The sequence below is a fragment of the Endozoicomonas sp. ALE010 genome (genome assembly GCF_049310165.1).
Lineage (GTDB): Bacteria > Pseudomonadota > Gammaproteobacteria > Pseudomonadales > Endozoicomonadaceae > Endozoicomonas.
In genome coordinates, this window is sequence record NZ_JBLYNV010000090.1 from 1 (window position 1) to 14449 (window position 14449).

6 protein-coding genes are annotated in these 14449 nt (G+C 50.4%); all 6 read left to right on the forward strand.

Features of this window, described 5'->3' with window-relative positions; genetic code table 11:
• On the forward strand, positions 1-1280 hold a 1280-nt coding region (locus ACO6UY_RS22590), incomplete at its 5' end, for a DUF1601 domain-containing protein (protein WP_422491328.1).
• Positions 1281-1381: 101 nt separating this feature from the next.
• Positions 1382-4888, forward strand: a complete 3507-nt coding sequence (locus ACO6UY_RS22595) for a DUF1601 domain-containing protein (RefSeq protein ID WP_422491329.1) — start codon at positions 1382-1384, stop codon at positions 4886-4888.
• A gap of 105 nt (positions 4889-4993) precedes the next feature.
• A complete protein-coding gene (locus tag ACO6UY_RS22600) occupies positions 4994-8236 on the forward strand; it encodes a DUF1601 domain-containing protein (RefSeq protein WP_422491331.1) in 3243 nt (1080 codons plus the stop codon).
• A gap of 105 nt (positions 8237-8341) precedes the next feature.
• Complete coding sequence (locus ACO6UY_RS22605) at positions 8342-11359, forward strand: DUF1601 domain-containing protein (RefSeq protein ID WP_422491332.1); 3018 nt, start codon at positions 8342-8344, stop codon at positions 11357-11359.
• 59 nt (positions 11360-11418) lie between these two features.
• Positions 11419-14001, forward strand: coding sequence for a DUF1601 domain-containing protein (locus ACO6UY_RS22610; RefSeq protein WP_422491334.1), 2583 nt, complete (start codon positions 11419-11421; stop codon positions 13999-14001).
• Positions 14002-14106: 105 nt separating this feature from the next.
• Positions 14107-14449 (forward strand): hypothetical protein (locus ACO6UY_RS22615; protein ID WP_422491335.1); only part of this gene is annotated, 343 nt, incomplete at its 3' end.

Below are 14449 nucleotides of genomic sequence, written 5' to 3' on the forward strand. Positions count from 1 at the left end.
AACTGGTGGACAACGGGCAGGAGCAAACACCACGGCTCAAAGAGGCCTTGGCCGCGCTGTTGCCCCACGTGAACACACAGAAGGACCAATTTATTCCTCAGCATATCGCCAACCTGCTGTGGGCCATGGCGAAACTGGTGGACAACGGGCTGGAGCTGACACCCGGGCTCAACGAGGCCATGACCGTGCTGTTGCCCCACGTGAACGTACAGAAAGACCAATTTAATGCTCAGGGAATTGCCAACCTGCTGTGGGCCATGGCAAAACTGGTGGACAACGGTCAGAAACGGACACCAGAGCTCAATGAGGCCGTGGCCGCACTGTTGCCCCACGTGAATTCACAGAAAAACCAATTTATTCCTCAGAATATCGCCAACCTGCTGTGGGCCATGGCAAAACTGGTGGACAACGGGCAGGAGCCGACACCAGAACTCAAAGAGGCCGTGGCCGCCCTGTTGCCCTGCGTGAACGGACAGAAAGACCAATTTAATGCCCAGGGTATTGCCAACCTGCTGTGGGCCACGGCCAAACTGGGTGAACTCATTGAGCTGAACCTGGCTATCTCTACGTTTGAATCGCTTGTCTATCGAATCAGTGAGAAGCTTCAGTTTTCTCAGGAAGAGATATCGATGTCTCTCTGGGGAGTCATGGTATGCTGTGCCAGGTTGACTCTAGACTCCAATGCCAATAAAAACAACGTGCTTGAAAAGCACATGAACGACCTGTTCACCCGTCTGGAAAATACATTCCTGCACAATGAAGAGGATCAACGCACCATTGTCCTGGCCGCAAGTTGGCTTGGCAGAGCGTTTCCGGTCGTCCCCCATTACCAGACAACCATTTCAAATACCCAAGCCGACTTCCGCGATCATCTCCAATCATCTATTCCATCTTTGAAGATTGAAGAAGAAAAGAGTCTGAACTCACTGCCTCCGGTTGACCTGCTTCTGACAGATCACAACATGGTTCTTGAAGTTCAGGGACCGGGTCATTACGTAGGTGGTGATTTCAAAACCAGGAATGGTTCGACTCTGCTGAAAATCGCACTGTTGCAAAAAGCAGGATTTGAGGTCATTGAAATTCCGGTTAACAGGCTCTTGAATCAGGATTTAATGAAACCATACATTGATCAAATAAAGACCAGAATAGGCATTCCGCCACAGGAGCATGGCTCTGTATCACTCAAAAGAGGTTGGGCAGGTGCTGCATACGTGACTGCCGAAGAACATTTAGAAGAAAAAACCAACCCGGCAAAGAGGAAGAAAACAAGCAGCCAGTAATCGCCTTCTTCCCATCATGACTCAAGTAAACTTTTCCGCAAAATGAACTTCTGAACAGAACAGCAGTCTGCTTTTCATATTTTCATGAATGAAATATAATTATGGATAGAAGTTCTGCTGGTATCAGTGGCAAATACACAACATCAAATAACGGTTACACCCAACCTAATGGCCATGCCCCTTCTTCAAGGCGTGGGCGATACAGACATGCCAAAGTCAGACAATGGAATCATCCCCCCCGCACTGCACCGGGTCGCAATGAATTTTACCATTCTTCTGGCACACGCTCTTCTCAACATCTACAGTGCCGTTCAGTAAACCCTGCTCAAGATTTTAATGCCCTCATCAAACAGGAAATAATGGATGATCTGTTGAGTCAATCGGATCGTTTCGGTCATCGCTATAATGGAAAAAATCACGGGCAATATGCCAGTTCAATTAAAAAATACACGTCAGCTGTTCAAAGACCGTTAAATCGAGCGGAACAAAGCCAGCTGATGCGTTTGCTGCAAAATTTCGCAGCAACACGGAGCTGGAATTGGCGCAGCCTCACGACAACACTTCACTCATTGACATCAGCGGGTGTATTTACTCTTCATAAACCCATGGATGCGCGAGTTAAACTTACTCAGGCTAACTTATTGTCAACGCTATTTGATGCAATAATATTTAACTGCAACCAAAAACCTCCAGCCAGGGATATTGATGCCCAGGGTGTCGCCAACCAGCTGTGGGCCATGGCAAAACTGGTGGACAACGGGCAGGAACGGACACCAGAGTTCAACGAGGCCGTGGTCGCTTTGTTACACCACGTGAACGCACAAAAAGCTCACTTTAAACCACAGGAAGTCACCAACCTGGTGTGGGCCATGGCGAAACTGGTGGACAACGGCCTGGAGCAGACACCAGATCTCAAAGAGGCCATGTTAGCTCTGTTGCCCCACGTGAACGTACAGAAAGACCAATTTATTCCTCAGGCTATCACCAACATGCTGTGGGCCATGGCGAAAATGGTAGACCACGGGCAGGAGCATACACCAAGGCTCAAAGAAGCCATGGCTGCGCTGTTGCCCCGCGTGAACGCACAGAAAGCTCACTTTAAACCACAGGAAGTCACCAACCTGATGTGGGCCATAGCGAAACTGGTGGACAACGGGCTGAAGCGGACACCTGGGCTCAAAGATGCTGTGGCCGCCCTGCTGCCCCTCCTGAACGTACAGAAAAACCAACTTAACGCCCAGGGTATTGCCAACCTGCTGTGGGCCATGGCGAAACTGGTGGATAACCGACTGGAGCGGACACCAGGGCTCAACGAGGCCGTGGCCGCCCTGTTGCCCCTCGTGAACGCACAGAAAAACCGATTTAATGCTCAGCATATCGCCAACCTGCTGTGGGCCATTGCGAAACTGGTGGGCAACGGGCAGGAGCGGACACCGCTGCTCAAAGAGGTCGTGGCCGTGCTGTTGCCACAAGTGAACCCAGAGAAAGCTGACTTTAAACCACAGGAAATAACCAACCTGATGTGGGCCATAGCGAAACTGGTGGACAACGGACACGAGCAGACGCCAGAGCTCAACGAGGCCGTGGCCGCCCTATTGCCCCTCGTGAACGTACAAAAAACTAACTTTAAGCCCCAGGGTATCGTCAACCTGCTGTGGGCCATGGCGAAACTGGTGGACAACGGGCCACAGTGGACGCCAGGGTTTAACGAAACCATGGCCGCGCTGTTGCCCCAAGTGAGCGCACAGAAAGCCAACTTTACACCACAGGGTATCGCTAACCTGCTGTGGGCCATGGCGAAACTGGTGGACAACGGGCAGGAGCGGACAGCAGAGCTCAAAGAGGCTGTGGCCGTGTTGTTGCCCCACGTAAACGTACAGAAAGACCAATTTATTCCTCAGGGTATCGCCAACCTGCTGTGGGCCATGGCAAAAATGGTAGAGAACGGGCAGGAGCATACACCAGGACTCAAAGAGGCCGTGGCCGCGCTGTTGCCCCACGTGAACGCACAGAAAGGCCAATTTAATGCCCAGGGTATCGCCAACCTGCTATGGGCCATGGCGAAACTGATGGACATCAGGCTGGAGCATACACCAGAGCTCAAAGAGACTGCGGCCGCGCTTTTGTCCCACGTGAACGCACAGAAAGCTGACTTTAAACCACAGGAAATCGCCAACCTGCTTTGGGCCATGGCGAAAATGGTAGACAACGGGCAGGAGCACACACCAGGACTCAAAAAGGCCGTGGCCGCGCTGTTGCCCCGCGTGAACGCACAGAAAGACCAATTTAATGCCAAGGGTATCGCCAGCCTGCTGTGGGCCATCGCAAAACTGGTGGACATCGGACAGGAGCATACACCAGAACTCAAAGAGGCTGCGGCCGCGCTGTTGTCCCACGTGAACGCACAGAAAGCTAACTTTAAACCACAGGGTATCGCTAACCTGCTGTGGGCCATGGCAAAACTGGTAGACAACGGGCTGGATCGGACACCAGTGCTTAAAGAGCCTCTGGTCGCGCTGTTGCCCCACGTGAACGTACAAACAACTAACTTTAAACCCCAGGGTATCGCCAGCCTCCTGTGGTCCATGGCGAAACTGGTGGACAACGGACAGGAGCGGACACCAGAGTTCAACGAGGCAGTGGCCGCGTTATTGCCCCAAGTGAACCTGCAGAAAGACCAATTTAATGCCCAGGATATCGCCAACCTGCTGTGGGCCATGGCGAAACTGGTGGATAACGGGCAGGAGCAGACACCAGGGCTCAACGAGGCCGTGGCCACACTGTTGCCCCGGGTGAGCGCACAGAAAGACCAATTTAATGCCCAGGGTATTGCCAACCTGCTGTGGGCCACGGCCAAACTGGGTGAACTCGTTGAGCTGAACCTGGCTACCTCTTCGTTCGAATCGCTTGTCTATCGAATCAGTGAGAACCTTCAGTTTTCTCAGCAAGAGCTATTGATGTCTCTCTGGGGAGTCATGGTGTGCTGTGCCAGGTTGGCTCTAGACTCCAATGCCAATAAAAATAACGTGCTTGAAAAACACATGGATGACCTGTTTACTCACCTGGAAAATACATTCCCAGTCAATGAAGTTGATCAACGCATCATTGCCATGGCCGCAAGTTGGCTTGGCAGAGAGTGCCCGGTCGTTCCCCATTACCAGACAATCGTTTCAAAACGTCAATCCAGCTTCCGCAATCAACTCCAATCATGCATTCCATCTTTGAGGATTGAAGAAGAAAAGAGTCTGAACTCATTACCTCCGGTTGACTTGCTTCTGCCAGATCACAACATGGTGATTGAAGTTCAGGGCCCGCATCATTACGTAGGTGGTGATTTCAACACCAGGAATGGTTCAACTCTGCTTAAAATCGCACTGTTGCAAAAAGCAGGATTTGAGGTCATTGAAATCCCGACTAACCAGCTGTTGAAGAAAGATTTAATGAAACTATATATTGATCAAATAAAGATCAGGATAGGCATCCCGCCGCAGGGTCATAGCTGTGTTTCACTTAAAAGAGGGTGGGCAGATGCTGCATACGTTACTGCCGAAGAACATTTAGCAGAGCAAACCAACCCGGCAAAGAGGAAGAAAACAAACAACCAGTAATCGCCTTCCTCCCATCATGACTCAAGTAAACTTTGCCGCACAATGAACTTCTGGGCAGAACAGCAGTCTGCTTTTTATATTTTCATGAATTAATGAAATATAATTATGGATAGAAGTTCTGCCGGTATCAGTGATCAATACACAAGATCAGATAACGGTTACAACCAACCGAATGGCCATGCCCCTTCTTCAAGGCGTGGGCGATATAGACATGCCACAGTCAGACAGCGGGATAGTCACCCCCGCTCTACCCTGGGATGTAATGAATTTCACCATTCTTCTGCCACACGCCCTTCTCAATATTTAATGCACCGTTCAGTAAACTCTGCTCAAGATTTTAATGCCCTCATCAAACCAGAAATAATGGATGATCTGGTGAGGAAATCGCATCGTTTCGGTCATCGCTATGATGGGAGAGATCACGGCCTATATGCCAGTTCAGTTAAAAAATACACGTTAGCGGCTAAAAGACCGTTAAATCGAGGGGAACAAAGCCAGCTGATGGGTTTGCTGCAAAATTTCACAGCAACCCGGAGCTGGAATTGGCGAAGCCTGACGACAACAATGCACTCATTGACTTCAGCGGGTGTGTTTACCCTTCATAAACCCATGGATGCGCGAGTTAAGCGTACTCAAGCGGCCTTATTGTCAACGCTACTTGATGCAATAATATTTAACTGCAACCAAAAACATCCAGCCAGGGATATTGCCCCCCAGGCTGTCGCCAATCTTCTGTGGGCCATGGCAAAACTGGTGAACAACGGGCAGGAACGAACACCAGAGTTCAACGAGGCCGTGGCCGCCTTGTTGCCCCACGTGAACGCACAGAAAGCTCACTTTAAACCACAAGAAATCGCCAACCTGCTGTGGGCCATGGCGAAACTGGTGGACAACAAGCAGGAGCATACACCAGAGTTCAACGAGGCCGTGGCTGCGCTGTTGCCCCACGTGAACGCACAGAAAGACCAATTTATTCCTCAGCATATCGCCAACCTGCTCTGGGCCATGGCTAAACTGGTGGACAACAAGCAGGAACAGACACCAGAGTTCAATGAGGCCGTGGCTGCGCTGTTGCCCCACGTGAACGCACAGAAAGACCAATTTATTCCTCAGCATATCGCCAACCTGCTGTGGGCCATGGCGAAACTGGTGGACAACGGTCAGGAGCGGACACCAGAACTCAAAGAGACCGTAGCCGCGCTGTTACCCCGCGTGAACGCACAGAAAGCCCAGTTTAAAGTCCAGGGTATCGCCAACCTACTGTGGGCCATGGCGAAACTGGTGGACAATGGGCAGAAGCAGACACCTGAGCTCAACGAGACCGTAGCCGCGCTGTTGCCCCACGTGAACGCACAGAATGACCAGTTTAGTCCTCAGCATATCGCCAACCTGCTGTGGGCCATGGCGAAACTGGTGGACAACGGGCAGGAGCGGACACCAGAGCTCAACGAGGCCGTGGCCGCGCTGCTGCCCTACGTGAACGCACAGAAAGACCAATTTACTGCCCAGGGGATCACCAACCTGCTTTGGGCCATAGCGAAACTGGTGGACAACGGGCAGAAGCAAACACCAGTACTCAAAGAGACTGTGGCTACGCTGTTGCCCCAGGTAAACGCACAGAAAGCTCACTTTAAACCACAGGCTATCACCAACCTGCTGTGGGCCATGGCGAAACTGGTGGACGACGGGCAGTTGCAAACAACAGAGTTCCAAGAGCCCGTGGTCGTGCTGTTACCCTACGTGAACGCACAGAAAGCCAATTTTAACCCACAGGAAATCGCCAACCTGCTGTGGGCCATGGCGAAACTGGTGGATAACGGGCAGGAGCGGACACCAGGGCTCAAAAAGACCGTGGCCGCGCTGTTACCCTACGTGAACGCACAGAAAGCCAATTTTAACCCACAGGAAATCGCCAACCTGCTGTGGGCCATGGCGAAACTGGTGGACAACGGGCAGGTGCAGACGCCAGAGTTCAACGAGGCCGTGGCTGCGCTGTTGCCCCACGTGAACGCACAGAAAGCTAATTTTAAACCACAGGAAATTGCCAACCTGCTGTGGGCCATGGCGAAACTGGTGGACAACGGGCAGGACAGGACACCAGAACTCAAAGAGGCTCTGGTCGCGCTGTTGCCCCACGTGATTGCACAGAAAGCTAACTTTAAACCACAGGAAATCGCTAACCTGCTGTGGGCCATGGCGAAACTGGTGGACAGCAGGCAGGAGTGGTCACCAGCGCTCAAAGGGGCTGTGGCCGCACTATTGCCCCACATGTACGCACAAAAAGCTCACTTTAAGCCACAGGAAATCGCTAACCTGTTGTGGGCCATGGCGAAACTGGTGGACAGCAGGCAGGAGTGGTCACCAGCGCTCAAAGGGGCTGTGGCCGCACTGTTGCCCCACGTGTACGCACAAAAAGCTAACTTTAAGCCACAGGAAATCGCCAACCTGCTGTGGGCCATGGCGAAACTGGTGGACAACGGGCAGGTGCAGACGCCAGAGTTCAACGAGGCCGTGGCTGCGCTGTTGCCCCACGTGAACGCACAGAAAGCTAATTTTAAACCACAGGAAATTGCCAACCTGCTGTGGGCCACTGCGAAACTGGGTGAGCTCGTTGAGCTGAACATGGTTACATCCACGTTTGAATCGCTTGTCTACCGAATCAGTGAAAACCCTCAGCTCTCTCAGCAAGATATATTGATGTCTCTCTGGGGAGTCATGGTTTGGTGTGCCAGGTTGTCTCTGGTTCCCAATGCCAATAAAAATAACGTGCTTGAAAAGCACATGGATGACCTGTTTACTCGCCTGGAAAATACATCCCCAGAAAATGCAGAGGTTCAATCCATCATTGCCATGGCCGCAAGTTGGCTTGGGAGAGCGTGTCCGGTGGTCCCCCATTACGAGACAACCATTTCAAAAACCCAAGCCGACTTCCGTGATCAACTCCAATCATCTATTCCATCTTTGAAGATTGAAGAAGAAAAGAGTCTGAACTCATTACCTCCGGTTGACCTGCTACTGCCAGATCACAACATGGTGATTGAAGTTCAGGGCCCCTCTCATTACGCAGGTGGTGATTTCAACACCAGGAATAGTTCGACTCTGCTGAAAATCGCACTGCTGCAAAAAGCAGGATTTGAGGTCATTGAAATCCCGGCTAACCAGCTTTTGAGTAACGATTTAATGAAACCCTATATTGATCAAATAAAGATCAGGACAGGCATCCCGCCACAGGGTCATGGCTCTGTACCAGTTAAAAGAAGGCGGGCAGGTGCTGCATACGTGACTGGCGAAGAACATTTAGTAGAGCAAAGCAACCTGGCAAAGAGGAAGAAAACAAGTAGCCAGTAATCGCCTTCCTCCCATCATGACTCAAGTAAACTTTTCTGCAAAATGAACTTCTGAGCAGAACAGCAGTCTGCTTTTTATATGTTCATGAATTAATGAAATATAATTATGGATAGAAGTTCTACTGGTATCAGTGATCAATACACAAGATCTGATAACGGTTACAACCAGCCGAATGGCCATAGTCCTTCTTCAAGCCCCGGGCGGTACAGACATGCCACAGTCAGACAATGGGATAATCCCCCCCGCACTGCACCGGGTCGCAATGAATATTATCAGTCTTCTGGCACACGCTCTTATCAACATCTACAGTGCCGTTCAGTAAATTCTGCTCAGGATTTTAATGCCCTCATCAAACAGGAAATAATGGATGATCTGGTGAGTAAATCGAATCGTTTCGGTCATCGTTATGATGGGAGAAATCACGGGCAATATGCCAGTTCAATTAAAAAATACACGTCAGCGGCTAAAAGACCGTTAAATCGAACAGAACAAAGCCAGCTGGTGCGGTTGCTGCAAAATTTTACCGCAACCCGGAGCTGGAATTGGCGAAGCCTGACGACAACACTGCACTCATTTACTTCAGCGGGTGTTTTTACCCTTCATAAACCCATGGATGAGCGAGTTAAACTTACTCAGGCTAGCTTATTGTCAACGCTACTTGATGCAATAATATTTAACTGCAACCAAAAACTTCCAGCCAGGGATATTGCTACCCAGGCTATCGCCAACCTTCTGTGGGCCATGGCAAAACTGGTGAACAACGGGCAGGAAAGGACATCAGAGTTCAACGAGGCCGTGGTCGCTTTGTTACACCGCGTGAGCACACAACAAGCTGACTTTAAACCACAGGAAATCGCCAACCTGCTGTGGGCCATGGCGAAACTGATAGACAATGGGCATGAGCGAACACCAGAACTCAAAGAGGCCGTGGCGGCGCTATTACCCCACGTGAACGTCCACAAAGACCAATTTATTCCTCAGCATATCGCCAACCTGCTGTGGGCCATGGCAAAACTGGTAGACAACGGCTACAAGCAAACAGCAGAGCTCAAAGATGCTGTAGCCGCACTGTTGCCCCAAGTGAACGCACAGCAAGCTAACTTTAAACCACAGGAAATCGCCAACCTGCTGTGGGCCATGGCAAAACTGGTGAACAACGGGCAGGCGCGGTTACCAGAGCTCAAAGAAGCTGTGGACCCACTATTGGTTAACGTACAGAAAGCTAACTTTACACCACAGGAAATCGCCATCCTGCTGTGGGCCATGGCGAAACTGGTGGACAACGGGCAGGAGCAGACACCAAGTCTCAAAGAGGCCGTGGCCGCGCTGTTGCCACACATGAACGCACAGAAAGACCAATTTATTCCTCAGCATATCACCAACCTGCTATGGGCCATGGCGAAACTGGTGGACAACGGGCTGGAATCGACACCAGAGTTCAACGAGACCGTGACCGCGTTGTTACCGCAAGTGAACGCAAAGAAAGCGAACTTTAAACCACAGGAAATCACCAACCTGCTGTGGGCCATGGCGAAACTGGTGGACGACGGGCAGGAGCGGACACCAGATTTCAACAAGGCCGTGGTCGCGCTGTTGCCCCACGTGAATGTACAGAAAGACCAGTTTATTCCTCAGCATATCACCAACCTGCTGTGGGCCATGGCGAAACTGGTGGACAAAGGGCTGGAGCGAACACCAGGGCTCAAAAAGACCGTGGCCGCGCTGTTGCCCCAAGTGAACGCACAGAAAGCTAACTATAAACCACAGGAAATCACCAACCTGCTGTGGGCCATGGCGAAGCTGGTGGACAGCGGGCTGGAGCAAACACCAGAGCTCAAAGATGCTGTGGCCGCACTGTTGCCCCAAGTGAATGCACAGAAAGACCAATTTATTCCCCAGCATATCGCCAACCTGCTGTGGGCCATGGCAAAACTGGAGGACAACGGGTACGAACAGTCACCAGAGTTCAACGAAGCGGTGGCTACGCTGTTAACCTGCGTGATCGTACAAAAAGCTAACTTTAACCCACAGGAAATCGCCAACCTGCTGTGGGCCATGGCGAAACTGGTGGACAACGGACACGAGCAGACACCAGAGTTCAACGAAGCGGTGGCTGTGCTGTTGACCTGCGTAATCGTACAAAAAGCTAACTTTAAACCACAGGAAATCGCCAACCTGCTGTGGGCCATGGCGAAACTGGTGGACAACGGGCAGGAGCCAACACCAGGGCTCAACGAGGCTGTGGTCGCGCTGTTGCCCCTCGTGAACGCACAGAAAGACCAATTTAATGCCCAGGGTATTGCCAACCTGCTGTGGGCCACGGCCAAACTGGGTGAACTCATTGAGCTGAACCTGGCTACCTCTACGTTCGAATCGCTTGTCTGTAGAATCAGTGAGAACCCTCAGTTATCTCAGCATGATATATCGATGTCTCTCTGGGCCGTAATGGTATGCTGTGCCAGATTGGCTCTAGACTCCAATGCCCATAAAAATAACGTGCTTAAAAAGCACATGGATGACCTGTTCACTCGCCTGGAAAATACATCGCCAAACAATGAAGAGGAACAATCCATCATTACCATGGCTGCAAGTTGGCTTGGCAGAGCCTGTCTATTCGTTCGCCATTACCAGACAAACATTTCAAAAACCCAAGCCGACTTTCGCGATCAACTCCAATCATCTATTCCATCTTTAAAGATCGAAGAAGAAAAGAGTCTGAACTCATTACCTCCGGTTGACCTGCTTCTGCCAGATCACAACATAGTGATTGAAGTTCAGGGCCCCTCTCATTACGTAGGTGGTGATTTCAACACCAGGAATGGTGCGACTCTGCTGAAAATCGCACTGCTGCAAAAAGCAGGATTTGAGGTCATTGAAATCCCGACTAACCAGCTTTTGAACAACGATTTAATGAAACCCTATATTGATCAAATAAAGATCAGGACAGGCATCCCGCCACAGGGTCATGACTCTGTATCACTTAAAAGAGGGTGGACAGATGCTGCATACGAGACTGGTGAAGAACATTTAGCAGAGCGAAGCAACCCGGCAAAGAGGAAGAAACAGGCAGCCAGTAATCGCCTTCCTCCCATCATGACTCAAGTAAACTTTTCTGCAAAATGAACTTCTGGGCAGAACAGCAGTCTGCTTTTTATATTTTCATTAATTAATGAAATATAATTATGGATAGAAGTTCTGCTGGTATCAGTGGTCAATACGCAAGATCAGGTAACGGTTACAACCAACCGAATGGCCATGCCCCTTCTTCAGGGCGTGGGCAATATAGACATGCCACAGTCAGACAGCGGGATAGTCACCCCCGCTCTACCCCGGGATGTAATGAATTTCACCATTCTTCCGGCACACGCCCTTCTCAATATCTAATTCACCGTTCAGTCAACTCTGCTCAAGATTTTAATGTCCTCATCAAACCCGAAATAATGGATGATCTGGTGAGTAAATCGCATCGTTTCGGTCAACGCTATGATGGGAGAGATCACGGCCTGTATGCCAGTTCAGTTAAAAAATACACGTTAGCGGTTAAAAGACCGTTAAATCGAGGGGAACAAAGCCAGCTGATGCGTTTGCTGCAAAATTTCACAGCAAGCCGGAGCTGGAATTGGCGAAGCCTGACGACAACACTGCATTCATTGACTTCAGCGGGTGTTTTTACCCCTCATAAACCCATGGATGAGCGTGTTCAGCTCACACAGGCTGCCTTATTATCGACGCTATTGGATGCGATAATATTCAAGTGCAACCAAAAACCTGAAGGCAGTGAGATTGGCACTCAGGAAATCGCTAACTTGCTGTGGGCCATGGCGAAACTGGTGGACAACGGGCAGGAGCGGACCGCAGGGCTCAAAGAGGCTGTGGCCGTGTTGTTGCCCCACGTAAACGTACAGAAAGATCAATTTGTTCCTCAGGCTATCGCCAACCTGCTGTGGGCCATAGCGAAACTGGTGGACAAAGGGCTGGAGCAAACATCAGAAATCAATGAGGCCGTGGCCGCGCTGTTGCCCCACGTGAACACACAGAAACCTGACTTTAAACCACAGGGGATCGCCAATCTGCTGTGGGCCATGGCGAAACTGGTGGACAACGGACAGGAGCAGACACCAGGGCTCAAAGAGGCAGTGATCGCGATGTTGCCCCAGGTGAATGCACAGAAAGACCAATTTATTCCTCAGCATATCGCCAACCTGCTGTGGGCCATGGCGAAACTGGTGGACAATGGGCAGGAGCGGACACCAGATTTCAACAAGGCCGTGGTCGCGCTGTTGCCCTGCGTGAACGCACAGAAAGACCAGTTTATTCCTCAACATATCGCCAACCTGCTGTGGGCCATAGCGAAACTGGTGGACAAAGGGCTGGAGCGGACACCAGGCCTCAACGGGGTCGTGGCCGTGCTGTTGCCCCAAGTGAACGCACAGAAAGCTGACTTTAAACCACAGGAAATCACCAACCTGCTATGGGCCATGGCGAAGCTGGCGGACAGCGGGCTGGAGAAAACACCAGAACTCAAAGATGCTATGGCCGCGCTGTTGCCCCATGTGAATACACAGAAAGACCAATTTATTCCCCAGCATATCGCCAACCTCCTGTGGGCTATGGCGAAACTGGTAGACAACAGGTACAAGCAGACACCGGAGTTCAACGAAACCGTGGTTGTGCTGTTGACCTGCGTGATCGTACAAAAAGCTAACTTTAAACCACAGGAAATCGCCAACCTGCTTTGGGCCATGGCGAAACTGGTGGACAATGGGCAGGAACAGTTATCAGGGCTCAACGAAGCTGTGGTCGCGCTGTTGCCCTGCGTGATCGTACAAAAAGCGAACTTTAACCCACAGGAAATCGTCAACCTGTTGTGGGCCATGGCGAAACTGGCGGATAACGGGCAGGAGCAGACACCAGGGCTCAACGCGGCTGTGGTCGCGCTGTTGCCCCTCGTAAACGCACAGAAAGACCAATTCAATGCCCAGGGTATTGCCAACCTGCTGTGGGCCACGGCCAAACTGGGTGAACTGATTGAGCTGAACCTGGCTACCTCTACGTTCGAATCGCTTGTCTATCGAATCAATAAGAACCTGCAGTTTTCTCAGGAAGAAATATCGATGTCTCTCTGGGGAGTAGTGGTATGCTGTGCCAGGTTGGCTCTAGACTCCAATACCAATAAAAATAATGTGTTTGAAAAGCACATGGATGAACTGTTTACTCGCCTGGAAAATACCTCGCCAGGTAAAGAAGATGATCAATTCATCATGTTCATGGCCGCAAGTTGGCTTGGCAGAGTCTGTCCGGTCGTTCGCAATTACGAGACAGCCATCTCAAAAACCCAGGCCGACTTCCACGATCAACTCCAATCGTCTATTCCATCTTTGAAGATTGAAGAAGAAAAGAGTCTGAACTCATTGCCTCCGGTTGACCTGCTTTTGCCGGATCACAATATTGTGATTGAAATTCAGGGACCATATCATTACGTGGGTGGTGATTTCAAAACCAGGAAGGGTTCGACTCTGCTTAAAATCGCACTGCTGCAAAAAGCAGGATTTGAGGTCATTGAAATGCCGGCTAACCGGCTTTTGAACAAAGATTTAATGAAACCATATATTGATCAAATAAAGCTCAGTATAGGCATCCAGCAACAGGGGCATGACTCTGTTTCACTTAAAAGAGGGTGGACAGATGCTGCATACGTCACTGCCGAAGGACATTCACAAGAGCAAACCAGCCCGGCAAAGAGGAAGAAAACAAACAGTCAGTAATTGCCTTCCTCCCATCATGACTCAAGTAAACTTTTCCGCACAATGAACTTCTGAGCAGAACAGCAGTCTGCTTTTCATATTTTCATGAATGAATGAAATATAATTATGGATAGAAGTTCTGCTGGTATCAGTGGTCAATACACAAGATCAAATAACAGTTACAACCAACCGAATGGCCCTGCCCCTTCTTCAGGGCGTGGGCAATATAGACATGCCACAGTCAGACAGCGGGATAGTCACCCCCGCTCTACCCCGGGATGTAATGAATTTCACCATTCTTCCGGCACACGCCCTTCTCAATATCTAATTCACCGTTCAGTCAACTCTGCTCAAGATTTTAATGTCCTCATCAAACCCGAAATAATGGATGATCTGGTGAGTAAATCGCATCGTTTCGGTCAACGCTATGATGGGAGAGATCACGGCCTGTATGCCAGTTCAGTTAAAA